Annotated in this window: 24 protein-coding genes, 2 tRNA genes, 1 pseudogene and 1 riboswitch; of the genes and pseudogenes, 19 read left to right on the top strand and 8 right to left on the bottom strand. The window is 30.6% G+C overall.

Annotated elements, in window-relative coordinates; genetic code table 11:
* Positions 1–79: 79 nt before the first annotated feature.
* Positions 80–589, top strand: coding sequence for a YjcG family protein (locus NST10_RS05235; protein WP_000600387.1), 510 nt, complete (start codon positions 80–82; stop codon positions 587–589).
* A 112-nt stretch (positions 590–701) separates the two neighbouring features.
* On the opposite strand, the gene NST10_RS05230 is transcribed toward NST10_RS05235, so the two are convergent.
* Positions 702–1,892, bottom strand: coding sequence for an MFS transporter (locus NST10_RS05230; RefSeq protein WP_001154224.1), 1,191 nt, complete (start codon positions 1,890–1,892; stop codon positions 702–704).
* Complete coding sequence (locus NST10_RS05225) at positions 1,870–3,045, bottom strand: diglucosyl diacylglycerol synthase (protein ID WP_000258649.1); 1,176 nt, start codon at positions 3,043–3,045, stop codon at positions 1,870–1,872. The genes NST10_RS05230 and NST10_RS05225 overlap by 23 nt, the downstream gene beginning before the upstream one ends.
* 431 nt (positions 3,046–3,476) lie before the next feature.
* Here NST10_RS05225 and NST10_RS05220 point away from each other — a divergent pair, with 431 nt between their 5' ends.
* The 7 genes from NST10_RS05220 (at position 3,477) to NST10_RS05190 (ending at position 13,437) form a co-directional block, all read left to right on the top strand.
* Positions 3,477–4,961 (top strand): UDP-N-acetylmuramoyl-L-alanyl-D-glutamate--L-lysine ligase, encoded by a 1,485-nt coding sequence (locus NST10_RS05220; protein WP_000340133.1) that lies wholly within the window; start codon positions 3,477–3,479, stop codon positions 4,959–4,961.
* The gene (locus tag NST10_RS05215) at positions 4,951–5,202 is read left to right on the top strand and encodes a YueH family protein (RefSeq protein ID WP_000247593.1); all 252 of its coding nucleotides are present in this window, start codon (positions 4,951–4,953) and stop codon (positions 5,200–5,202) included. Before NST10_RS05220 ends, NST10_RS05215 begins: the two co-directional genes overlap by 11 nt.
* Complete coding sequence (locus NST10_RS05210) at positions 5,202–6,764, top strand: peptide chain release factor 3 (RefSeq protein WP_001049957.1); 1,563 nt, start codon at positions 5,202–5,204, stop codon at positions 6,762–6,764. The genes NST10_RS05215 and NST10_RS05210 overlap by 1 nt, the downstream gene beginning before the upstream one ends.
* A 119-nt stretch (positions 6,765–6,883) precedes the next feature.
* A riboswitch (yybP-ykoY riboswitch) is annotated at positions 6,884–6,990 on the top strand.
* Between the two features lie 75 nt (positions 6,991–7,065).
* The gene (locus NST10_RS05205; protein WP_000928413.1) at positions 7,066–7,869 is read left to right on the top strand and encodes a TerC family protein; all 804 of its coding nucleotides are present in this window, start codon (positions 7,066–7,068) and stop codon (positions 7,867–7,869) included.
* A gap of 218 nt (positions 7,870–8,087) precedes the next feature.
* Positions 8,088–10,412, top strand: a complete 2,325-nt coding sequence (locus NST10_RS05200) for a trypsin-like peptidase domain-containing protein (RefSeq protein ID WP_001794169.1) — start codon at positions 8,088–8,090, stop codon at positions 10,410–10,412.
* Positions 10,413–10,428: 16 nt separating this feature from the next.
* A complete protein-coding gene (locus NST10_RS05195) occupies positions 10,429–11,787 on the top strand; it encodes a TrkH family potassium uptake protein (RefSeq protein WP_000021872.1) in 1,359 nt (452 codons plus the stop codon).
* A 138-nt stretch (positions 11,788–11,925) separates the two neighbouring features.
* Positions 11,926–13,437 (top strand): bifunctional UDP-sugar hydrolase/5'-nucleotidase, encoded by a 1,512-nt coding sequence (locus tag NST10_RS05190; protein WP_000414169.1) that lies wholly within the window; start codon positions 11,926–11,928, stop codon positions 13,435–13,437.
* Between the two features lie 181 nt (positions 13,438–13,618).
* Here the strand turns inward: NST10_RS05190 and NST10_RS05185 are convergent.
* From NST10_RS05185 to NST10_RS05175, 3 genes are all read right to left on the bottom strand, one after another.
* Positions 13,619–13,707 (bottom strand) — tRNA-Ser (locus NST10_RS05185).
* A gap of 2 nt (positions 13,708–13,709) precedes the next feature.
* Positions 13,710–13,784 (bottom strand) — tRNA-Asn (locus NST10_RS05180).
* A gap of 141 nt (positions 13,785–13,925) precedes the next feature.
* Positions 13,926–14,495 carry a competence protein ComK gene (locus NST10_RS05175; protein ID WP_000287265.1) on the bottom strand — a complete coding sequence of 190 codons (570 nt, stop codon included), beginning with the start codon at positions 14,493–14,495 and terminating at the stop codon, positions 13,926–13,928.
* A gap of 209 nt (positions 14,496–14,704) precedes the next feature.
* Here NST10_RS05175 and NST10_RS05170 point away from each other — a divergent pair, with 209 nt between their 5' ends.
* Positions 14,705–14,923, top strand: a complete 219-nt coding sequence (locus NST10_RS05170; protein WP_000876825.1) for an IDEAL domain-containing protein — start codon at positions 14,705–14,707, stop codon at positions 14,921–14,923.
* Between the two features lie 80 nt (positions 14,924–15,003).
* On the opposite strand, the gene NST10_RS05165 is transcribed toward NST10_RS05170, so the two are convergent.
* Positions 15,004–15,990 carry a lipoate--protein ligase gene (locus NST10_RS05165; RefSeq protein ID WP_000668820.1) on the bottom strand — a complete coding sequence of 329 codons (987 nt, stop codon included), beginning with the start codon at positions 15,988–15,990 and terminating at the stop codon, positions 15,004–15,006.
* A 198-nt stretch (positions 15,991–16,188) separates the two neighbouring features.
* Between NST10_RS05165 and NST10_RS05160 the strand changes: the two genes are divergently transcribed.
* From NST10_RS05160 to NST10_RS05125, 8 genes and pseudogenes are all read left to right on the top strand, one after another.
* Positions 16,189–16,365, top strand: a complete 177-nt coding sequence (locus NST10_RS05160) for a YkvS family protein (protein ID WP_000214898.1) — start codon at positions 16,189–16,191, stop codon at positions 16,363–16,365.
* A gap of 14 nt (positions 16,366–16,379) precedes the next feature.
* Positions 16,380–16,982 (top strand): CPBP family glutamic-type intramembrane protease, encoded by a 603-nt coding sequence (locus NST10_RS05155; protein WP_001033867.1) that lies wholly within the window; start codon positions 16,380–16,382, stop codon positions 16,980–16,982.
* A 179-nt stretch (positions 16,983–17,161) separates the two neighbouring features.
* Entirely contained in the window at positions 17,162–17,341 is a 180-nt protein-coding gene (locus NST10_RS05150) for a hypothetical protein (protein WP_001791475.1), read from the top strand.
* A gap of 557 nt (positions 17,342–17,898) precedes the next feature.
* Positions 17,899–18,000 carry a hypothetical protein gene (locus tag NST10_RS05145; protein ID WP_001790623.1) on the top strand — a complete coding sequence of 34 codons (102 nt, stop codon included), beginning with the start codon at positions 17,899–17,901 and terminating at the stop codon, positions 17,998–18,000.
* A gap of 9 nt (positions 18,001–18,009) precedes the next feature.
* A complete protein-coding gene (locus NST10_RS05140) occupies positions 18,010–18,282 on the top strand; it encodes a lactococcin 972 family bacteriocin (protein WP_001794574.1) in 273 nt (90 codons plus the stop codon).
* A 43-nt stretch (positions 18,283–18,325) separates the two neighbouring features.
* A pseudogene (locus NST10_RS05135) lies at positions 18,326–20,290 on the top strand (bacteriocin-associated integral membrane family protein).
* Between the two features lie 2 nt (positions 20,291–20,292).
* Positions 20,293–20,613, top strand: a complete 321-nt coding sequence (locus tag NST10_RS05130; RefSeq protein WP_000873929.1) for a YxeA family protein — start codon at positions 20,293–20,295, stop codon at positions 20,611–20,613.
* Complete coding sequence (locus NST10_RS05125; RefSeq protein ID WP_000571183.1) at positions 20,610–21,251, top strand: ABC transporter ATP-binding protein; 642 nt, start codon at positions 20,610–20,612, stop codon at positions 21,249–21,251. The genes NST10_RS05130 and NST10_RS05125 overlap by 4 nt, the downstream gene beginning before the upstream one ends.
* A gap of 87 nt (positions 21,252–21,338) precedes the next feature.
* On the opposite strand, the gene NST10_RS05120 is transcribed toward NST10_RS05125, so the two are convergent.
* Entirely contained in the window at positions 21,339–21,629 is a 291-nt protein-coding gene (locus NST10_RS05120; RefSeq protein ID WP_001791476.1) for a hypothetical protein, read from the bottom strand.
* A 340-nt stretch (positions 21,630–21,969) separates the two neighbouring features.
* On the opposite strand from NST10_RS05120, the gene NST10_RS05115 reads away from it, so the two are divergent.
* Both NST10_RS05115 and NST10_RS05110 read left to right on the top strand, forming a co-directional pair.
* Positions 21,970–22,257, top strand: coding sequence for a hypothetical protein (locus NST10_RS05115; protein ID WP_000410718.1), 288 nt, complete (start codon positions 21,970–21,972; stop codon positions 22,255–22,257).
* A gap of 5 nt (positions 22,258–22,262) precedes the next feature.
* Positions 22,263–23,744 carry a glycosyltransferase gene (locus tag NST10_RS05110; protein WP_000719183.1) on the top strand — a complete coding sequence of 494 codons (1,482 nt, stop codon included), beginning with the start codon at positions 22,263–22,265 and terminating at the stop codon, positions 23,742–23,744.
* 89 nt (positions 23,745–23,833) lie between these two features.
* On the opposite strand, the gene NST10_RS05105 is transcribed toward NST10_RS05110, so the two are convergent.
* On the bottom strand, positions 23,834–24,190 hold the full coding sequence (locus tag NST10_RS05105) for a DoxX family protein (protein WP_000766009.1): 357 nt from the start codon (positions 24,188–24,190) through the stop codon (positions 23,834–23,836).
* Between the last annotated feature and the right edge of the window lie 194 nt (positions 24,191–24,384).

The raw sequence follows: 24,384 nt of genomic DNA, 5'->3' as shown, positions 1-24,384 counted from the left end.
ATAATGAATTATTTTTAATGTAACGGTTTTCAAAGAAATTTGATATAATAGCAATAGGTTAAACAAAGGAGGAATTCAGATGATTTTAGGATTAGCATTAATTCCATCAAAGTCATTTCAAGAAGCGGTGGATTCTTACCGTAAAAGATATGATAAACAGTATTCACGAATTAAACCACATGTGACAATTAAAGCACCATTTGAAATTGAAGATGGTGATTTAGATTCTGTCATTGAACAGGTTAGAGCTCGTATTAATGGTATACCAGCAGTAGAAGTTCATGCTACAAAAGCTTCTAGCTTCAAACCAACGAACAATGTGATTTACTTTAAAGTTGCGAAGACGGACGACTTAGAAGAATTGTTTAATCGCTTTAATGGAGAAGATTTCTATGGAGAAGCTGAACATGTTTTTGTGCCACACTTTACAATAGCACAAGGACTATCTAGCCAAGAATTCGAAGATATTTTTGGTCAAGTAGCATTAGCTGGGGTAGACCATAAAGAAATTATCGATGAATTAACTTTGTTACGTTTTGACGATGACGAAGATAAATGGAAAGTTATTGAAACGTTTAAATTAGCTTAAGTAACATAATAGTATTGTTAATCGTAGTATGTTTGAATTAATAAGAAAATGGTCATTTTTATTGAATGTAATAAAAATGACCATTTTCTTTATTTTAAAATACGTTTTAACCTTACTTAGCTTTTTCTCTATTTGCTATAAAGTAGCTTCCATAAAATACAGCTAAGACTAAAAAGATTAATGCCGAGAAATAAAATGTATTGTTTAAATTGTTGGTAAATTGTGTAATTAATCCGCCAAATAATGGCCCGATCATTGAGCCGAATCCTTGGATACTATTAAAAACACCCCAAGTTTCTTCTTGTTCATCTGATTTGATAAATCGTGCCATAAAGGTATTCCATGCTGGTAATAAGATGCCATACATTAGACCGATAGCTAAAGCGATAATCCACACGATGTGAATATTAACAATCATAGATAGAGTGAAAATTAATATCATGTATAAAATAAATCCGCTTAGAATAACACCATACATAAAGTTTCTGCTGCGGTTATCTATTAGTTTCGATAAAAATAGCATCGAAACTGCACAGCCGATACCACCAATAATGATTGCAACAGTATATTCAATTGTGCTTACGTTAATAACCTTAGTAGCATATGTTGGTAATATAGGAACTAGTGCAGCAATTGCGGCACCTTGTAAAAGAATACCAGGGAACAACAATAAATGGCGCTTTGTCACATCAACAATTTGTCTCAATTGAGCTTTAACTGGACGAGTATTATAATTTGTTAACTTTACATCGACAAAATAATATAATATCCAAGCAATTAAAACGACTAAAGACATCATGAAGGCAAAGCGTGTTGGGTGCACTTTGATAAGTAGATTCATAAAAACCATACCTACCAATAGGCCTAACAACCATGAAAAATAAACATAGCCCATTTGTTTGCCACGTTTATCTTCTTCAACACTGGATAACATAATGACCCAAATAGGACTAACTGCAATACCGAGCATCATAGCACTAAATATGATTACAAAAGGTGATGCTGGAAACCAAATAACTAAAAATAAACTTGTAAATGCTAAAATAAATCCAGTCGTTAAAACGATTTTTGTGCCGAATTTTTTCAGTAAAAATCCTATAACAAAGTTTGTAGATGCATCAGCAATAAAATGTATTGAAAATGCTAGAGACGTTATTGCTACAGCAATGGATGTTACTGTTGGCAAGAAATTAATATAGCTTAGGATATACATGCCTCTCGCAAATTCCATTAAAAATAAGATAATAAGCATTAAAATGAAATTTTTATGATTAGCGTAATTATTTAACGAAGAATCTTGCATATAAAGGAACCTTTCCATAAATCTCTTGTGGTTGTGATGAATGACCGATTAAATCAAGTAAGTCTTGACATATTGTCTGTGTAGCATACTTAATTTTATCTTGTTCCATTGTACTAATCATGTTAGTTAATTGCTCATTACCATTCGTTAAACTAGCTACAATTTTTATTGCTTCTTCTGGAGTATCAGCGATTTTACCAAAACCTTTTTCTTCAAAGTAAAGGGCATTTTCAAGCTCTTGACCAGGTGCAGGATTTAGGAAAATCATTGGAATACAACGGGCGAAACCTTCAGTTATTGTGATACCACCAGGTTTCGTAATCATAAGTTGACTTGATGCCATCCATTCATTCATGTGTTTGGTATAACCTAGAATCAATACATTCTCGTTAGATTTAAACTTAGCTGTTAAAGAACGCTTTAGCTCTTTGCTCTTACCACAAATCATAACTACTTGTGCATTTGCACTTTTCGCTAATATATCAGTGATCATCGTGTCAAAGCCTTTAGATACACCAAATGCACCAGCTGACATTAAAATAGTTTGCTTATCTGGATCTAAGTTGTTGTCTATTAACCACTGCTTTTGATTAATAGGTGTTTCAAATTTGTTATCAATAGGAATACCTGTCACTTTAACTGTTGAAGGATCAATACCTACGTCTATAAAGTCTTGTTTCGTTTCTTTTGTTGCCACATAATATCTTGTTGAATACGGCGTAATCCAGTTTTTATGTAAGCGATAGTCTGTCATCACTGTAGCAACTGGAATATTAATGTTAAATTGCTCAGTTAGTACCGACATAACTGGTGTAGGAAACGTTAATAATATTAAATCCGGCTTTTCTTTTATCAATAAATTTATTAATTTATTAAGTCCATAGTATTTGTAGAAACATTTGTCTAGTTTATCTGGGCGGCTGTAATAAAACCCTTTGTACATATTTCTAAAATATTTAAAGCTATTGATATACCATTTTTTACAAATAGAAGTCAAAATTGGGTGAGCTTCCATAAATAAATCGTGCTCAATGACGCTTAAATGGTCTAGATTCATATCATTAAGTTGATTAACGATACTCTGTGTAACTTGCATATGACCGTTACCGAAAGAGCCAGTAATAATCAATATCTTTTTATTTTGAGTAACCATTAATAGCCACCCTCCGTTAGTTTGAAAATTTTATTTAAGTGTAACTTATTTTACGGCATTATAAAAGAAATAAAGACGCAAAGTCGTTACATTTATAGCATTTTAATCAATAGATGAATTGATACAAAATAAAACGTTATTTTATTAAGCAATTTATTGTTCTATGTTTTATTTGTATATTTAAAATTATCCAGTATACAATTATAGCATATTTTTGGAAACAATTATGATATTATACCATGTTACAAGATGGTTTTAATAATTTAAGATGAACCATAATTGTGAAACTAATTCATAATACCTTATGTTTTATTTTTAATAGTAGAAATTAGAAAATGCTGATTAGTAGGATATAACAGTGAAATTATAAATTTATTAACATCAACAAAACGTGTATAATAAACATATTGTAGAAAAAGGAGCGGTTCAGTTTGGATGCAAGTACGTTGTTTAAGAAAGTAAAAGTAAAGCGTGTATTGGGTTCTTTAGAACAACAAATAGATGATATCACTACTGATTCACGTACAGCGAGAGAAGGTAGCATTTTTGTCGCTTCAGTTGGATATACTGTAGACAGTCATAAGTTCTGTCAAAGTGTAGCTGATCAAGGGTGTAAGTTGGTAGTGGTCAATAAAGAACAATCATTATCAGCTAACGTAACACAAGTGGTTGTGCCGGACACATTAAGAGTAGCTAGTATTCTAGCACACACATTATTTGATTATCCGAGTCATCAGTTAGTGACATTTGGTGTAACGGGTACAAATGGTAAAACCTCTATTGCGACGATGATTCATTTAATTCAAAGAAAGTTACAAAAAAATAGTGCATATTTAGGAACTAATGGTTTCCAAATTAATGAAACAAAGACAAAAGGTGCAAATACGACACCAGAAACAGTTTCTTTGACTAAGAAAATTAAAGAAGCAGTTGATGCAGGCGCTGAATCCATGACATTAGAAGTATCGAGCCATGGCTTAGTATTAGGACGACTGCGAGGCGTTGAATTTGACGTTGCAATATTTTCAAATTTAACACAAGACCATTTAGATTTTCATGGCACAATGGAAGCGTACGGACACGCGAAGTCTTTATTGTTTAGTCAATTAGGTGAAGATTTGTCGAAAGAAAAGTATGTCGTGTTAAACAATGACGATTCATTTTCTGAGTATTTAAGAACAGTGACGCCTTATGAAGTATTTAGTTATGGAATTGATGAGGAAGCCCAATTTATGGCTGAAAATATTCAAGAATCTTTACAAGGTGTCAGCTTTGATTTTGTAACGCCTTTTGGAACTTACCAAGTAAAATCGCCTTATGTTGGTAAGTTTAATATTTCTAATATTATGGCAGCAATGATTGCGGTGTGGAGTAAAGGTACATCTTTAGAAACGATTATTAAAGCTGTTGAAAATTTAGAACCTGTTGAAGGACGATTAGAAGTTTTAGATCCTTCGTTACCTATTGATTTAATTATCGATTATGCACATACAGCTGATGGTATGAACAAATTAATCGATGCAGTACAGCCTTTTGTAAAGCAAAAGTTGATATTTTTAGTTGGTATGGCAGGCGAACGTGATTTAACTAAAACGCCTGAAATGGGGCGAGTTGCCTGTCGTGCAGATTATGTCATTTTCACACCGGATAATCCGGCAAATGATGACCCGAAAATGTTAACAGCAGAATTAGCCAAAGGTGCAACACATCAAAACTATATAGAATTTGATGATCGTGCAGAAGGGATAAAACATGCAATTGACATAGCTGAGCCTGGGGATACTGTCGTTTTAGCATCAAAAGGAAGAGAACCATATCAAATCATGCCAGGACATATTAAGGTGCCACATCGAGATGATTTAATTGGCCTTGAAGCAGCTTACAAAAAGTTCGGTGGTGGCCCTGTTGGTCAATAAAAGACTTCTTGATGAAGGTAAAACTATTGATGTTTATTTATTCGAAGCATTAAATGACCAGATAATCATTGCTATACCAGATTGGTTTTGGTCATATCAGATGGCAATGACATTAAATGAAGAAACTTGTTTTGAAGCAATACTCATGCAATTGTTTGTTTTTAAAGAAGAGGAAGAGGCAGAATCGATTGCATCACAACTAACAGATTGGATAGAAACATATAAAAAGGAGAAAGACTAATGAACTTAAAGCAAGAAGTTGAGTCTAGAAAGACTTTTGCGATTATTTCACATCCCGATGCAGGGAAAACAACGTTAACTGAAAAACTATTGTACTTCAGTGGTGCCATTCGTGAAGCGGGTACAGTTAAAGGGAAGAAGACTGGTAAATTTGCGACAAGTGACTGGATGAAAGTTGAACAAGAGCGTGGTATTTCTGTAACAAGTTCAGTAATGCAATTTGATTACGATGATTATAAAATCAATATCTTAGATACACCAGGACATGAAGACTTTTCAGAAGATACGTATAGAACATTAATGGCAGTTGACAGTGCTGTCATGGTCATAGACTGTGCAAAAGGTATTGAACCACAAACCTTGAAGTTATTTAAAGTTTGTAAAATGCGTGGTATTCCAATTTTTACATTCATTAATAAATTAGACCGAGTAGGTAAAGAACCATTTGAATTATTAGATGAAATCGAAGAGACATTAAATATTGAAACATACCCTATGAATTGGCCAATTGGTATGGGACAAAGTTTCTTTGGCATCATTGATAGAAAGTCTAAAACAATTGAACCATTTAGAGATGAAGAAAATATATTACATTTGAATGATGATTTTGAGTTGGAAGAAGATCATGCAATTACAAATGATAGTGCTTTTGAACAAGCAATTGAAGAATTAATGTTGGTTGAAGAAGCGGGGGAAGCCTTTGATAATGACGCGCTGTTGAGTGGAGACTTAACACCTGTATTTTTCGGTTCAGCTTTAGCTAACTTTGGTGTACAAAATTTCTTGAATGCATATGTTGATTTTGCGCCAATGCCAAATGCGAGACAAACAAAAGAAGAGGTTGAAGTAAGCCCGTTTGATGATTCATTTTCAGGATTTATCTTTAAAATTCAAGCCAACATGGACCCTAAACACCGTGATAGAATTGCCTTTATGCGTGTCGTTAGTGGTGCATTTGAACGTGGTATGGATGTCACTTTGCAACGTACTAATAAAAAGCAAAAGATCACACGTTCAACGTCATTTATGGCAGACGATAAAGAAACTGTGAATCATGCTGTAGCAGGCGATATCATTGGACTATATGATACAGGTAATTATCAAATTGGAGATACTTTAGTTGGTGGAAAACAAACCTACAGTTTCCAAGATTTACCACAATTTACGCCAGAAATTTTTATGAAAGTTTCTGCTAAAAACGTCATGAAACAGAAGCATTTCCATAAAGGTATTGAACAATTAGTTCAAGAAGGTGCGATTCAATACTATAAAACATTACACACAAACCAAATTATTTTAGGTGCTGTTGGTCAGTTACAATTTGAAGTTTTCGAACATAGAATGAAAAACGAATATAATGTTGATGTTGTTATGGAGCCAGTAGGCCGTAAAATTGCACGTTGGATTGAAAATGAAGACCAAATTACAGATAAGATGAACACATCAAGATCGATTTTAGTGAAAGATAGATATGACGATTTAGTATTCTTATTTGAAAATGAATTTGCAACAAGATGGTTCGAAGAGAAATTCCCTGAAATTAAATTGTATAGTTTACTTTAACGGCTCAATTGTATAATCGAATTTGTTACATTAAAAATAATTGTTTCCTTGAAGAAAAATAAATTGTATATTTTAAAAGAAAAAGGTATACTATGATGTATCAAATGAATAACCTATGGCATTTTGTCAGAGGGGAGTAACTTAAGAATCATGACCGTATAAATGATTCGACACTTTATCGTCATTACGAAGATATCTTCCGGTAAAGTGGGCAATTAAAATTGCTTAGTGAGACCTTTGCTATTTATTTAGCATAGGTCTTTTTGTTTGTACTTAACTTATTTATTTAAAGGAGTTGTACATGTTAATGGATCCAAGTTTGATCTTACCTTATTTATGGGTACTTGTCGTTTTAGTATTTTTAGAAGGCTTATTAGCAGCAGATAACGCAATCGTTATGGCTGTAATGGTTAAGCACTTACCACCCGAACAACGTAAAAAAGCTTTGTTTTACGGTTTGCTAGGTGCATTTGTATTTAGATTTTTAGCATTATTCTTAATTAGTATTATCGCGAACTTTTGGTTTATTCAAGCTGCAGGAGCGGTTTACTTAATTTATATGTCAATCAAAAATCTATGGCAGTTCTTTAAACACCCAGAAATTGAAAGTCCTGAAGCTGGAGATGATCATCATTATGATGAGTCTGGTGAAGAGATTAAAGCAAGTAACAAATCATTCTGGGGAACTGTGTTGAAAATAGAATTTGCAGATATCGCATTTGCCATTGATTCTATGCTTGCTGCTTTAGCTATTGCTGTAACACTTCCTAAAGTTGGTATTCACTTTGGTGGTATGGACTTAGGTCAGTTCGTAGTCATGTTCCTAGGTGGAATGATTGGTGTTATTCTAATGCGTTATGCAGCAACATGGTTCGTAGAGCTATTAAACAAATATCCAGGACTTGAAGGTGCAGCCTTCGCGATCGTTGGTTGGGTAGGTGTTAAGTTAGTTGTCATGGTATTAGCGCACCCAGACATCGCTGTATTGCCTGAGCACTTCCCACATGGCGTATTATGGCAATCTATTTTCTGGACGGTACTAATTGGATTAGTAATTATCGGTTGGTTAGGTTCGGTTGTTAAAAATAAAAAATCGCATAAATAAATGATGTGAAGCGGACAATCTTAATTTAGTTTAAGGTTGTCCTTTTTCATTTAATTAAGTGATCTATGAAAAATGGATTTTGAAGAATATGTATCAAAAGATGCGATATAGTATTAAGAAAATGTGCCTTTTATATTTAGCATTTTTTCAATAGAAATTATATAGATTTTAAAGCAAATTAAGTGTTAATGTGTCATAATGAAAAGTGATTTTATTGAATGGAGTGGACATTAGTGGATATTGGTAAAAAACATGTAATTCCTAAAAGTCAGTACCGACGTAAGCGTCGTGAATTCTTCCACAACGAAGACAGAGAAGAAAATTTAAATCAACATCAAGATAAACAAAATATAGATAATACAACATCAAAAAAAGCAGATAAGCAAATACATAAAGATTCAATTGATAAGCACGAACGTTTTAAAAATAGTTTATCATCGCATTTAGAACAGAGAAACCGTGATGTGAATGAGAACAAAGCTGAAGAAAGTAAAAGTAATCAGGGTAGTAAGTCAGCATATAACAAAGATCATTATTTAACAGACGATGTATCTAAAAAACAAAATTCATTAGATTCAGTAGACCAAGATACAGAGAAATCAAAATATTATGAGCAAAATACTGAAGCGACTTTATCAACTAATTCAACCGATAAAGTAGAATCAACTGACATGAGAAAGCTAAGTTCAGATAAAAACAAAGTTGGTCATGAAGAGCAACATGTACTTTCTAAACCTTCAGAACATGATAAAGAGACTAGAATTGATTTTGAGTCTTCAAGAACTGATTCAGACAGCTCGATGCAGACAGAGAAAATAAAAAAAGACAGTTCAGATGGAAATAAAAGTAGTAATCTGAAATCTGAAGTAATATCAGACAAATCAAATTCAGTACCAATATTGTCGGAATCTGATGATGAAGTAAATAATCAGAAGCCATTAACTTTGCCGGAAGAACAGAAATTGAAAAGGCAGCAAAGTCAAAATGAGCAAACAAAAACTTATACATATGGTGATAGCGAACAAAATGACAAGTCTAATCATGAAAATGATTTAAGTCATCATACACCATCGATAAGTGATGATAAAGATTACGTTATGAGAGAAGATCATATTGTTGACGATAATCCTGATAATGATATCAATACACCATCATTATCAAAAATAGATGACGATCGAAAACTTGATGAAAAAATTCATGTCGAAGATAAACATAAACAAAATGCAGACTCATCTGAAACGGTGGGATATCAAAGTCAGTCAAGTGCATCTCATCGTAGCACTGAAAAAAGAAATATGGCTATTAATGACCATGATAAATTAAACGGTCAAAAACCAAATACAAAGACATCGGCAAATAATAATCAAAAAAAGGCTACATCAAAATTGAACAAAGGGCGCGCTACAAATAATAATTATAGTGCCATTTTGAAAAAGTTTTGGATGATGTATTGGCCTAAATTAGTTATTCTAATGGGTATTATTATTCTAATTGTTATTTTGAATGCCATTTTTAATAATGTGAACAAAAATGATCGCATGAATGATAATAATGATGCAGATGCTCAAAAATATACGACAACGATGAAAAATGCCAATAACGCAGTTAAATCGGTCGTTACAGTTGAAAATGAAACATCAAAAGATTCATCATTACCTAAAGATAAAGCATCTCAAGACGAAGTAGGATCAGGTGTTGTATATAAAAAATCTGGAGATACGTTATATATTGTTACGAATGCACACGTTGTCGGTGATAAAGAAAATCAAAAAATAACTTTCTCGAATAATAAAAGTGTTGTTGGGAAAGTGCTTGGTAAAGATAAATGGTCAGATTTAGCTGTTGTTAAAGCAACTTCTTCAGACAGTTCAGTGAAAGAGATAGCTATTGGAGATTCAAATAATTTAGTGTTAGGAGAGCCAATATTAGTCGTAGGTAATCCACTTGGTGTAGACTTTAAAGGCACTGTGACAGAAGGTATTATTTCAGGTCTGAACAGAAATGTTCCAATTGATTTCGATAAAGATAATAAATATGATATGTTGATGAAAGCTTTCCAAATTGATGCATCAGTAAATCCAGGTAACTCGGGTGGTGCTGTCGTCAATAGAGAAGGAAAATTAATTGGTGTAGTTGCAGCTAAAATTAGTATGCCAAACGTTGAAAATATGTCATTTGCAATACCTGTTAATGAAGTACAAAAGATTGTAAAAGAATTAGAAACAAAAGGTAAAATTGACTATCCCGATGTAGGTGTTAAAATGAAGAATATTGCCAGTCTAAATAGTTTTGAAAGACAAGCAGTTAAATTGCTAGGAAAAGTTAAGAACGGTGTTGTTGTAGATCAAGTTGACAACAATGGTTTAGCAGATCAATCTGGTCTGAAAAAAGGTGATGTAATTACTGAATTAGATGGCAAACTTTTAGAAGATGATTTACGCTTTAGGCAGATTATATTTAGTCATAAAGATGACTTGAAATCAATTACAGCGAAGATTTATAGAGATGGTAAAGAAAAAGAAATTAATATTAAACTAAAATAATGTTGAGGTGAACAACGTGTCAATTTTTAGCCAGTTTTTAAAAAGATCAAGCCCTCAACAAGGTATTGTATTGTATTATATCGTCGCAATTGTCGTTGCATTTTTATTATTAAACTTACCGTATGTTCATAAACCAGGTGTAGAAGTAAATCCAATTGACACATTATTTGTTGCCGTATCCGGAATTAGTGTTACTGGATTGTCTCCGATAAGTATTGTCGATACCTATTCTACATTTGGACAATTAATTATCCTCGTGATATTAAATATTGGTGGAATTGGCGTCATGGCAATTGGTACGATGTTATGGGTGGTACTAGGTAAACATATTGGAATTAGAGAACGTCAGTTAATTATGTTAGATAATAACAAAAACACAATGAGTGGTACCGTCAAATTGATTATTGATATTGTAAAATCAATATTTGTAATCGAACTCGTAGGAGCCATGTTATTAGCATTTTACTTTTATCGAGATAATCCAGATTTAAAATATGCAATCATGCAAGGTGTTTTTGTTTCTATTTCTGCCACTACCAATGGTGGATTAGATATTACAGGTAAGTCATTAATTCCTTATGCACATGATTATTTTGTACAAGCGATAGTTATATTTTTAATAATTTTAGGATCAATCGGCTTCCCAGTATTATTAGAGGTTAAAGCTTACATTCAAAATAGGGTTACTAATTTTAGATTTTCATTATTTACTAAAATTACGACATCAACATATTTATTCCTATTTATTGTTGGGGTATTAGCCATTCTATTATTTGAACATAACCATGCGTTCAAAGGATTAAGTTGGCATCAATCGTTATTCTATTCGCTGTTTCAATCAGCGACTACAAGAAGTGCGGGTCTTCAAACAATTGATGTGACAACACTAAGTGACCCTACGAATATTATCATGGGTATTTTAATGTTTATAGGTTCTTCGCCAAGTTCGGTTGGTGGCGGTATTCGTACAACAACTTTCGCTATTTTAATTTTGTTTTTAATTAACTTTAGTAATAATGCCGATAAAACATCCATAAAAGTATACAATAGAGAAGTACACATTATGGATATTCAACGTTCATTTGCAGTATTTACAATGGCGACAATTTTAACATTTTTAGGAATGCTAATTATATCAGCTACTGAAAATGGTAAGCTTACATTTTTACAAGTATTTTTTGAAGTCATGTCTGCATTTGGAACTTGTGGACTATCGCTTGGTGTCACAAGTGATATTAGTGATATTTCCAAGGTCGTACTAATGGTACTCATGTTTATAGGACGTGTTGGCTTAATATCATTTATCATTATGATAGCAGGACGTCGAGAACCAGATAAATTCCATTATCCAAAAGAACGTATTCAAATAGGATAATATAATAGCAATCTAAGTTTAGTTAATGTAGATTTTAACTGGAACTTAGATTGCTTTTTTAGTTTGTATTTTTAACTTATATTATAAGACGATTGGATTTGAAAATGGTAAACTAGTAACAATGAGAGGTGTAACATGATGGAAAAAAATGAAAACATTAATGTAGAGATTTTAACTACGTCAGATATGCATAGTCATTTCTTAAATGGTGATTATGGTTCAAATATTTATAGAGCTGGTACTTATGTTAACCAAGTAAGAGCACAAAATCATCGCGTCATTTTATTAGATAGTGGCGGAAGTTTAGCTGGCTCGTTAGCGGCCTATTATTATGCTATTGTTGCACCTTATAAACGACATCCAATGATAAAGTTGATGAACAGAATGCATTATGATGCTAGCGGTGTGAGTCCAAGTGAATTCAAGTTTGGTTTATCATTTTTAACTCGTTCAATTGCTTTGGCACGTTTTCCATGGTTATCAGCAAATATTGAATACAATGTTACTAAGGAGCCTTATTTTTCAACTCCATATTGTATTAAACATTTTGGTGACTTAAAAATTGCTATCGTAGGCGTTACAGCAGATGGTTTAATGGAAAATGAGTATTCTGAAATGGAGCAAGATGTATCTATTGAAAAGACATTAGTGGCATCAAAACGATGGATTAGATATATCCATGAAGTTGAAGAGCCGGATTTTTTGATTGTAATTTATCATGGTGGATTGAATAAAATTAGTAATAGCACGAAAAATAAAAAGGCAAGTTCGAATGAAGCTGAAAAATTAATGGAAGAAATTGGTGTTATAGATTTAATGATTACAGCTCATCAGCATCAAACAATAGTAGGTCAAGATCATGAAACGTATTATGTTCAGGCTGGTCAAGATGCAAAAGAGCTTGTACATCTTTCGATTAATTTTAAAAAGAGAACAACAACTTATGATGTTGAAAGCATTGATTCTAAAGTGATTGACTTAAATGAGTATGAAGAGGACCAAGAATTATTAGATTTAACATTCTATGATAGAAAAGCAGTGGCTTATTGGTCACAGGAAATCATAAGTGATAAAGGTTTGATGTTATCAGTAAATGGGTTACAAGATTTAGTCTGTCAAACACATCCATTTTCGCAATTATTACATGATGCAATTCACCTTGCATTTGATAATGATATAACATGTGTCCACGTGCCTATGAACGGAGAGAAGGGGTTGAATGGACAGATTCGAAATGAAGATTTGTATCATGCATACCCTTATCCAGATAAGCCAATGGATATGACAATTAGTGGTCAAAATATCAAAGATATATTGGAGTATAGTTATTCACATTTAGATTTTGTTAACGAGCAATTAAGCTTAACAATTATTGATGAAACATTATGTACAATGTGGCAAGGATTCAATTATGAGATTGATATGAATCTAGAACCTGGGCAACGAGTAATGTTAGATCAAATTGATTCGACTAAGAGTTATAGAGTTACAATGACTGACTATTGTTATCGTAACTACAAGAATTATTTAAAAAATGCTATTATACATGAATCATACGATGAAACAATGAGTACATTAATTGCAGAGAAGTTAAGAGATCCGAATTATCTTATTTCATGTAGTGATAATTTTGTAGTTAAAAACAGGTGAATATTGCTATGTAATAAATTAATTATAAGTTTAACAAGTATAAAAACCTTTCTTAGAGAAGATTATCTAGGAAAGGTTTTTAGAATTATAAAATTGATATAAAAGAACAGTGAAATTCTCATTCATTATATATATAAGTAAACAAAAAAGCTTAAATGGTATATACCATTTAAGCAAGTAACGGAAACGGAGGGATTCGAACCCTCGCGCCGCTTTCGCGACCTACACCCTTAGCAGGGGCGCCTCTTCAGCCAACTTGAGTACGTTTCCAATGGCTCCACAGGTAGGACTCGAACCTACGACCGATCGGTTAACAGCCGATAGCTCTACCACTGAGCTACTGTGGATTAATTTGTATGTGTTTGAATATCAAGCACAAATATTATTATAACAAGATTAAGTTAATTTGCAATAGATACCTTAAAAAAATATGCAGAACATTTACACTATATTTATAAAACATTCCGCATATTTTAAAAATAAACAATTTATTTATCTTCAAATAAAGAATAGCGTGTCAATGCTTCAAACACATTCAATGTGGCTTTATTATAATCTATTGGTTGGTCGGGATTTTTTGATATCATGCGAGATTGTTTATCTACCATGTAATAGTAAAAAATGGAATTGTTATATTGGTGCCATAAACTGTGGTATGAAACATGAAGAATGATTGATTCATTATTAATAAATGTCACTTTACATTTACGATTTTTTAATTCTTTAATACTTTCGATATAATGCATATTTAACCAAATATTTTCATTTTGTCTGTCAGAATGTGTTGGGAAAAAATAAGTTGGAAATAATGGTGTTAGTAAAATAGGTGGTTTACTAGAAATGCCAGTAATGCGGTTTGTCTCTGCTTTCTTGCCAAGATAAGTATTACCATAAAATTTGCAAGAGCGTTCAATGATTTTCTGGACTTTAAAAGGATTTTGAATACGCGTTTTGTCAAACCGAATTATTTCACTACCATTTCTTTGATCGTCATCATCAAATGCTGGTCGAATAACCATGTCTCCTTTGCGTATCACATAAATATTTTGAGAATACATAAGCAAAACCTCGCTTTATTAAGTTTTAAACCATTAATATAAAAATGAAATTAATGATATAAAGATATTTTATAATAAAATTCTGAGTTGTCAAGTTATTATTTTGGTGAAAATGTACAATAATTTTTAACTAATAGTCAGAATATTCATTGATTTCAAAATTAGAAAAATGTATACTTATTATAAATTAAAGAAAGGTAGTGGTTTCTATGAAATACAATACTAATGTTAAGCATACAACTTTAGAAGCGTTTGTCACAACCGTCAATGATTTGGGTATTGAATTAATTATCAATGAAGCACTTCGAGAGGTAAGAAAACGACAGCTCATAGAACTTATAGATGACGCACTCGTCAATAAAGATGAAGCAGCATTTAATCAATATATGGCAGAATACAAAAATTTGGAGGCATTTCTCGGTGAATAACATTGATTCGAATTCCATAACGCAATCATAAAAGGACTATTCTTAACATCTCATACATGTAAGAATAGTCCTTTAATCGTTTATGACATTAATCTAATTAATTCATGTCTATCTATGTCACCGAAATAGTGATATAAATCATATTCTGATAGTGCTTCTTCTATGTGCTCAAAGTCGTGTAGACAGCCAACTAATGCATTTTCAAGATCAGTGACATCTCCGACACCAAAGAAATCACCGAAAATTTTTGCATGTTCGATTTTACCTCGTTTAACATCAAACTTGATTTGTACAAATCCTTTTTCAAATTTTTCCTCGCGTTCAAAGTTATATTTAGGGTTTCTTCCATAATTCCATTCCCAAGTTCTATATTTGTCGTTACTTAACTTTTCAATATTTTCCCAATCTTCATCCGTTAATTTATATTCTTCTACTTCAGTTTCTCCAAAGATAGTTTTCAAGATGATTTTTTTAAATTCTTCAATTTCTAAAGGGTCATTTAAAAATTCTTGAATGTTTGCTACTCGTTTACGAACAGATTTAATACCTTTTGATTTAATCTTAGCTGGATTAACTTTTAGTGCATTCTGAACTTCGTCTAAATCACTATTTAACATCAACGTACCATGACTAAACATTCTATTTTTAACTTTAACCATGGCATTTCCTGAGATTTTCGCTTGTCCAACTTGAATATCGTTACGACCAGTTAATTCAGCATTTACGCCTAAAGATTGTAATGCTTGAACAATTGGTTCAGTGAATTTTTGGAAATTGTGGAAACTGTTACCATCATCATCTGTTATAAAACTAAAGTTTAAATTGCCAGTATCATGATAAACAGCGCCACCACCAGAAATTCTTCTTACTACATCGATGTTATGAGCATCTATATATGTCTGATTTACTTCCTCTATCGTATTTTGATTCTTTCCAACAATGATAGATGGTCTATTTATGTAAAATAAAAAGTAACTTTCTTCTGCTGGTAAATTTTTTAAAACATATTCTTCCATTGCTAAGTTTAAAGTTGGATCTGTAATATTATTATTACTAATGAATTTCATTACAATCTCTCCCTTATATCTATATATATTCTCTACTTATTTATGCCTTAACTTTGCTGAAAATGCCAATTATATACTCACAAATCGTTCTAAATATCGGCTTAAAGTTACATTTTATTATTTTTGATTGTTAATAGTTTATTTGTTAAGTGAATTTTAGTACAATATAATTTAGTTATGATTTAAGGAGGACTTAAAATGACTGTTGCAGAAGTGGGTAACATTGTTGAGTTTATGGATGGATTAAGAGGTCGTGTTGAAAAAATCAACGATAACTCTGTTATTGTTGACTTAACAATTATGGAAAATTTTAATGACCTTGATTTACCGGAAAAAACTGTTATCAATCATAAACGATATAAGATTGTTGAATAAGAAGGTAAGTTATAATGAATAAAATCTCGAAGGCTTTAACTTGGTTTATTATAAGTTTCATTATATTTCATCTCATATTATTTATTATGTGGGGCGAACACCAAGAATACTGGTATTTATATACAGGTATAATGCTAATTGCTGGTATCAGTTATGTGTTTTATCAAAGAGATATTGAATCTAAGCGGTTGCTTACATCAATTGGTGTTGGTATTATTACGGCAATTATTTTAATTATGCTTCAACTTTTATTCTCACTTATAACTTCTAATTTAAGTTATAGTTCATTAATTAAAGAATTAGCAAGAACAGGTGTCAATTGGAAGTGGCAAATGTTAGTAACTTTACTTTTTGTCATTCCATGTCACGAGTTATATATGAGAACTGTTTTACAAAAAGAATTAACACATTTTTCAATACCGAAATGGGTAGCTATATTAATAACTGCAATTTGTTCTAGTTCATTATTTATTTATTTAGATAATTGGTGGATAGTAACATTTATATTTGTTGCACAAGTGATATTATCATTAAGTTATGAGTATACTCGACGTATAGCAACAACATCCGTTGCACAAATTGTAGCTATTATATTGTTATTAATTTTTAATGCTTAAATAAGCTTTTCTTAGACGTCTGTGTTCTAAGAAAAGCTTTTTTGCTTTAGAATAGCAATACGAAGATTCGAGGCATGCTTCATTATAGTGTACACGTTTTTAACGGCAAGCTGTTATTATTGAGATTAGGTTTTAGTCAGTTTTTATTACTAAATATTTTATAAAAACAGTATAATATTTTGCGAGCAAGTTTAATTGATGGTGGCTATCTGAGTAAAGGGGGGTGGTGCCTATGGCATTACTTAACACTTTTGAAAGGAAAAGCCTATTGTGATATCTATTGCAAACGCATTACATTTAATGTTAAGTTTCGGTATGTTTATCGTCACTTTCATTGGTGTAGTAGTCGCAATAATTAATTTAAACAATAAAAAATAACCATCATTTCAAAACTTTGACAACGAATGATGGTTAAAGAAAATCTCATTTAGTCACCGTCTTTTTAACGGGCTCATTAGGCGACATGTTCCTGCATGTCGTCTTTTTACATTTTTATAGTAACATATCTTTTATTTAATTGTCTATTTTTATTAGATGTGTAACAAAATTTTGAAGTATTTTCCGTATATTGCCTGCTAAACATGTCAGATTTGAAAGGAAAATCATACTGTGGTAGAAATCAATTATGATTATATGGTAGTACTTATAAATAAGTGATTTCTATTGAATATGTAATGAAGTTCATATATTAATATAACTTTCATTGATATAGAAGTCGCAATGATTAATTTAAACAATAAAAAACAACCATCATTTCCAAACTTTGACAAAGAATGATGGTTAAAGCAAATCTCATTTAGTCACCGTCTTTTTAACGGGTTCAATAGGGGACATGTTCCTGCATGTCGTCTATTTATGCACTGCGCAATTTAATAATAATACAATTATACTTTGATGTCCATTTAATATAAAGTGGTTGAAATTTGCAGCAAATAAATTAACCTTGACTATTTTCAGAAAATTCTGTATAAATAACGAAAAAGAGATATGGATTAAATATGAAGAGGTGTTTTTATAGAAGAATAAAATTTTTGGCACTATATTATATTTATCTTTAGCACTTGGATTATCAACAGCAGCTTATGCATCTACAGAATACGCTGAAGGAGGCACTTGGAGTCACGGTGTCGGCAGTAAGTATGTTTGGTCGTATTATTATCATGCTCATAAAGGTCATGGTGCAACAGCTATCGGAAAATATAGATCATTTAGTGGTTATACAAGAGCCAGTGTAAAAGCAAAAGCATCAGCTACTAAACATAATTTGCGGGTCAATAGAGCGTATTATAACATTTATTAAATACTAAAAAATCATAGAAAGTAAACAACGCAAGAGGTACAACATGAAATGGTTCAAATTAATACTTGATGTTACAATCTTCATTCTGATTGCTATATTGTTATTTGTTTATACATATAAAGAAAACGAAGAAATATTGCCTGATACTAAATACCCTATAGCGGTAACTGACTGGAATAAAAAATATAGTAAAAATGAGATTTATAAACGTATAAATCAATTCGCTAAAAATGAGAACGTAGCAATCTATAAATCAACTTCAAATTATACAAACAAAAACGTAGATAAAGATATATATGTATTTAATAAATCAAAAGCAACAACTATCACTCCTTTTAATGCTAAATATAACATTCATTATTTAAGTGACGACGAATTATTAAAAAAAGATATCAAAGGGAGTTATTTTGTAAAAGACAAAAATTTTGACGTGACTAAATTCATAAATTTTTTAAAAGAATATGGTGTTACTGCTGAATCATACAAAATAGATTATATGATGATTGCCGTTGGTGTCATTAAACAAATGAATATAGTAGTGCCATTATCCTCACTTTTAATCGTTTATTTTATTTATTATATTTTCGAAAAGAACATTAATTTCAAAGCGTATGCGATTAAGTATTTAAATGGTTTTACATTAAGAAAAATAATTTTTGAAAATTTTTCAAAGAAATGCACGTATTGGGTAACGTTAATCATAACTCAAATTCTTTTAACTACAAGTGTACTTTGGATATTAAATTACACGGGTAATTTAGATTTATTCATATTAAGATTAGTTCTGCTTTCATGTCTTTTCATTTTAACGATTAGTGTTATTAATTTATGGACTTTCTTAATGTTACTAAATTTAAATATTGCCAATATGATTAAAGGTAAGCAGCACTTTAAAACAATTCGTTTTATTAATACAGTTTGTAAAAGTGTTCTCTTAGTACTAATAGCTAGTGTAATGATAGAAAATACTAGTGTTATTAAAGATTTGAATAAAATAAAAGAAACTGAGAAATATTGGAATGTATTAGATGATTATTACACGATTGAATTTGCACCTTATCACGAAACAAAACAAAGTTTGATTGATAATATGGTGTGATCAGAACAATTAGTAAAGGCTAGTGAAGCAGAAAATAATGCGATTTTATTCAAACCAAAGGGTGACTCCGTTGACAATGACAACTTTTCACCTGATGAGGGGAATGTAATATTAGTAAATAATCAGTTTTGGTCGATTTATCACAAGCAGTTTCAACCTGATATTCCAATAAAAAATCAAAAAAATAATGTCGAAGTAATTATTCCACAAAAGTTTCATGCAATGCGTAATGAAATCAATCAAGCATATCATTCATGGTTTGAATTTGTACAAAATAAAAATAATAAAGAGAGTAAGTTATCTATACAGTTTATCAACAAAAATGATTATCGAATTTTTACATTTGATGCACGAGATAGTCGCCATTTGTCATTTATAGAGGCGCCAATCATTGTGAATGTTCAGGCATCAGATTTATCGAAGGATTTTTATTATGCCATGATCAGTCAAGGCGGGTATTTATTCAAAAATTATGACGCGCTAGTAAAAAATATTGAAAAGTATCATCTTGATGGGGAAATCAGTGGAATAACCAATTATAAAGATAGCGTGATGGAAATGTATCATGAAAACAATTTGAAATTAACAGTACTCAACTTTTCACAAATCATTATCGCAATCATTTTAATAATTATTATTTTATTTGATGTGAAATATTATTTTGAACAACATCGAAAATTACTCGTAATCAAAAAGCTATATGGTTATTCAACATTAAGAGCCAATTACCAATACTTATTAATAAATAATATAGTTGTTGTTTTTATTGGAATATTGACGAATGTAATTTTACATTCTCACTATATAATGATGATATTTGCAACGATTATTGTCGTTCAAATATTATTGCAGATTTGCAGCCTATACTATCATGGCCGACGTTTTAATGAAGTTATCAAGGAGTTTTAACTATGAAATATATCATTGCAATATTATTAGGATTAATCGTATCTATTACTATTGCTTTTACAATCATACATCATCCTATACTTGATCGTTTTAATCCTTTCTTAAAAACGGAATATAGTTATGCCAAAGTGCCAAAAGGTACGCAACAATATGTTAATATTACGGCTTATAGTGAAAGAGGGGAAAAGCTTGATTATAAATTAACATTTAATGGATTTTCTCCTAGTAGAACGTATGTCGAAATAAAGCATAAAGGGCAATATGTTATATCAATCACATATGTTGAAAAAGATGATACACCAAAAGAGGTAAGACAAGAATGATAGAATTAAAAGATTTAACCATACAAAAAGGTAATACACATATTTTGAAGAAACTTAATTTGAAATTTCAATGTGGAAAATCATATGCACTTATTGGTAAAAGTGGATGCGGTAAATCTACATTATTAAATACTATTGCTGGACTTGAAAAAACAGGAAAACAATATGTCTATTTTAATGGTCAATTAGAACAATTTAAATCTAATTTTTACAGAGATAAATTAGGGTATTTATTTCAAAATTATGGATTAATCGATAATCTGACAGTAAATGAAAATTTAGATATTGGATTAGCATATAAAAAAATAAGTAAGAAAGAAAAAGAACAATTAAAGATACGTTATATAGAACAGTTTGGTCTGTCAAACAGTTTAAAAAGAAAAGTTCATACGCTAAGTGGAGGTGAACAACAACGTGTCGCTTTAATTAGAATGATGTTAAAAGATCCGATTGTTATGTTAGCTGATGAACCAACGGGTGCGTTAGATCCTAAAACAGGACAGATGATTATTCAATCATTATTTGATTTGATCGATGAAAATAAAGTGCTGATTTTAGCAACACATGATATGGCTATTGCAAATCAATGTGACGAAATAATAGATTTAGAACAGTATAGAAAAGTAGCATCTATGTGATATCCAAAAGATAAAATTAAAAGCCAATCAATTGGGAATGTTAATTTCAACACTCCATTTGATTGGCTTTTATAATGCGTTGCTATGTTATGAAAGTAACAACGGCAAACTGAAAAAAAACAATATAATAATATTTAATACGAGTAGTAATAAATGTAATTGATTTTTTGTTTTAATGTAGCAAAAAACAATGACTAAAGATAGCAGCAATATCATGATTGCACCTGGGAAGAACCATAATGCTGAAGCTACATACCAAATCATTGGTAACGCCATAATAATAAAAGATATAAGACAAGAAAGGATACCAATAATATTATAAGTTCTAGTCAAAATTACACCTCCAATTTTCATTTTAAAATGACATGCAAAAAACAATCATTTTAAATACATCATACAATAAAAATAAAATGTATGATAGATGAATTTGAAATTAAATTGAATTGGCTTATCATTCGTAAACATTATTATGACGTAACAATTCTTATAAGTGGAACGAGTGTAATTATACCATCTGTATAGAGAGTCGTATCAATCGTAAAATTTAATCTATGTTGTTATTGATTTTTATACTACAAATACCGTTCTAACATTGTGTGAAATATTATTTTTCACAAATAAACGAAATTAAATATTTTAATTATTGTATATATAGTTGCTCTAAATGGTTGCGGAGTATAAAATATATTTTGTTAAATATTTTATTAAGAGGTGCGCTATGGAAAAGGGGATTTTCAATTACGATAATGCGAATGTATTAAAATTAGATACTAATCAGTTAAATGAAAACATAAAAGTCATTGACGATATATTTAAAAATTATGAGCAGATAGAGCCAACTATAGAAATCGAAAATGGAAATACAAAATTAAAATTAAATGGATATTTTATTGCGTCAATTATAAGCCCATTAAATTTAAATAAACTTAATAATTTATATGTTGAAGAAGAATTTTATCATACATATAACGAATTAATTGTTAAATATACTGAGGTAAAGGAATAATTATAATGAAAAAAATATTTATGATGGTACATGAGTTAGATGTCAATAAAGGTGGTATGACCTCTTCGATGTTCAATAGAAGTAAAGAGTTTTATGATGCGGACATACCTGCTGATATTGTTACTTTCGATTACAAAGGAAACTATGATGAAATTATTAAAGCTTTGAAAAAACAAGGTAAAATGGATCGAAGAACGAAAATGTATAATGTATTTGAGTATTTTAAACAAATTTCAAATAATAAACATTTTAAGTCTAATAAATTGTTATATAAACATATTTCAGAAAGACTAAAAAATACGATTGAAATTGAAGAGAGTAAAGGTATTTCAAGATATTTTGATATAACGACTGGTACATATATTGCCTACATTAGAAAAAGTAAATCTGAAAAAGTGATTGATTTCTTTAAAGATAATAAACGAATTGAACGGTTTAGTTTTATAGATAATAAAGTGCATATGAAGGAAACATTTAATGTAGATAATAAAGTTTGTTATCAAGTATTTTATGATGAAAAGGGATACCCATATATTTCAAGGAATATTAATGCTAATAATGGTGCTGTAGGTAAAACTTATGTGTTAGTTAATAAAAAAGAATTTAAAAACAATTTAGCACTGTGTGTTTACTATTTAGAAAAACTAATAAAAGATTCTAAAGATAGTATTATGATTTGTGATGGACCAGGGAGTTTTCCAAAAATGTTTAATACAAATCATAAAAATGCTCAAAAGTATGGCGTTATCCATGTTAATCATCATGAAAATTTCGATGATACGGGTGCATTTAAAAAAAGTGAGAAATATATTATTGAGAATGCGAATAAAATTAACGGTGTAATTGTATTAACAGAGGCACAAAGATTAGATATTCTTAATCAATTTGATGTAGAAAATATTTTCACTATTAGCAATTTTGTTAAGATACATAATGCTCCAAAACATTTTCAAACTGAAAAAATCGTAGGTCATATTTCTAGAATGGTACCAACGAAGCGAATTGATTTGCTTATTGAAGTGGCTGAGTTAGTCGTAAAAAAAGATAATGCTGTTAAATTTCATATATATGGAGAAGGATCTGTCAAAGATAAAATAGCTAAAATGATTGAAGATAAAAATTTAGAAAGAAATGTTTTTCTTAAAGGATATACAACAACTCCACAAAAATGCTTGGAAGATTTTAAATTAGTTGTTTCTACATCTCAATATGAAGGTCAAGGGTTAAGTATGATAGAAGCAATGATTTCTAAAAGGCCTGTTGTTGCCTTTGACATCAAATACGGACCAAGTGATTTTATAGAAGACAATAAAAATGGTTATTTAATAGAAAACCATAATATTAACGACATGGCTGATAAAATACTAAAGCTTGTTAATAATGATGTTTTAGCAGAGGAGTTTGGTTCGAAAGCGAGAGAAAACATTATAGAAAAATATTCAACGGAATCAATATTAGAAAAATGGTTAAATCTTTTCAATAGCTAAATGAAAAAATCCTAGGTATTCATGAGTACCTAGGATTTTTACGCATGATATATACAAAAAAAAGAGAGGATAGTCCTCTCAAATAATAGTTAATAAAATTGTAGCCATTTCTTCCAGCTGTAACTACTAATACAAGCTAAGTTCATTACGATGTGTATGATTTCAAATTCATAACCACTTACATATCCTCTTGTAAGTTTAAGTGTGAAGATTGAGCCTAACATAACACAAATATAAAAAACATTAACATAAGGCGTTAAAAAGCCGATAATAAGTGCTAAACCTCCAACAACCTCACCAATTGACATCAATACTGCGATGGTAGGTGGTAAACCTAAAGACCCTAAGAAGTGAATTGTTCCATCTAAATCTACAAATTTCAATGTGCCGTGTACTAAGAATGATGTTGCTAGCATCCATCTAATTAATAGCATACCTAATTTCATCATGTCACCTCCAACATACATTTTTTTCTTAAAACATAGTCCAAATTATATTTGTAAAGAAGTGGAAAGTAAAGATTATTTATAAAAATAATTATTAAATATTTATTAAATGTTCTATTGTATTGAACAATTGTTGTAGAAAGATGTTTAAGTCATCAGTTACTTTTTGTATTTATAAATTAAGATTAGTACAG

Source organism: Staphylococcus sp. FSL W8-0305, assembly GCF_037966415.1.
Taxonomy (GTDB): domain Bacteria; phylum Bacillota; class Bacilli; order Staphylococcales; family Staphylococcaceae; genus Staphylococcus; species Staphylococcus aureus.
Note: the sequence above shows the minus strand (reverse complement) of the source record. Positions and strands in the feature narration are given on the sequence as shown.

Coding starts and splice junctions, on each gene's coding strand:
- NST10_RS05165 (WP_000668820.1), bottom strand. CDS start 15,990: ATGAAATTCATTAGTAATAATAATATTACAGATCCAACTTTAAACTTA.
- NST10_RS05225 (WP_000258649.1), bottom strand. CDS start 3,045: ATGGTTACTCAAAATAAAAAGATATTGATTATTACTGGCTCTTTCGGT.
- NST10_RS05235 (WP_000600387.1), top strand. CDS start 80: ATGATTTTAGGATTAGCATTAATTCCATCAAAGTCATTTCAAGAAGCG.
- NST10_RS05200 (WP_001794169.1), top strand. CDS start 8,088: ATGGAGTGGACATTAGTGGATATTGGTAAAAAACATGTAATTCCTAAA.
- NST10_RS05175 (WP_000287265.1), bottom strand. CDS start 14,495: ATGTATTCTCAAAATATTTATGTGATACGCAAAGGAGACATGGTTATT.
- NST10_RS05125 (WP_000571183.1), top strand. CDS start 20,610: ATGATAGAATTAAAAGATTTAACCATACAAAAAGGTAATACACATATT.
- NST10_RS05130 (WP_000873929.1), top strand. CDS start 20,293: ATGAAATATATCATTGCAATATTATTAGGATTAATCGTATCTATTACT.
- NST10_RS05230 (WP_001154224.1), bottom strand. CDS start 1,892: ATGCAAGATTCTTCGTTAAATAATTACGCTAATCATAAAAATTTCATT.
- NST10_RS05115 (WP_000410718.1), top strand. CDS start 21,970: ATGGAAAAGGGGATTTTCAATTACGATAATGCGAATGTATTAAAATTA.
- NST10_RS05210 (WP_001049957.1), top strand. CDS start 5,202: ATGAACTTAAAGCAAGAAGTTGAGTCTAGAAAGACTTTTGCGATTATT.
- NST10_RS05110 (WP_000719183.1), top strand. CDS start 22,263: ATGAAAAAAATATTTATGATGGTACATGAGTTAGATGTCAATAAAGGT.
- NST10_RS05170 (WP_000876825.1), top strand. CDS start 14,705: ATGAAATACAATACTAATGTTAAGCATACAACTTTAGAAGCGTTTGTC.
- NST10_RS05155 (WP_001033867.1), top strand. CDS start 16,380: ATGAATAAAATCTCGAAGGCTTTAACTTGGTTTATTATAAGTTTCATT.
- NST10_RS05190 (WP_000414169.1), top strand. CDS start 11,926: ATGGAAAAAAATGAAAACATTAATGTAGAGATTTTAACTACGTCAGAT.
- NST10_RS05160 (WP_000214898.1), top strand. CDS start 16,189: ATGACTGTTGCAGAAGTGGGTAACATTGTTGAGTTTATGGATGGATTA.
- NST10_RS05105 (WP_000766009.1), bottom strand. CDS start 24,190: ATGAAATTAGGTATGCTATTAATTAGATGGATGCTAGCAACATCATTC.
- NST10_RS05205 (WP_000928413.1), top strand. CDS start 7,066: ATGTTAATGGATCCAAGTTTGATCTTACCTTATTTATGGGTACTTGTC.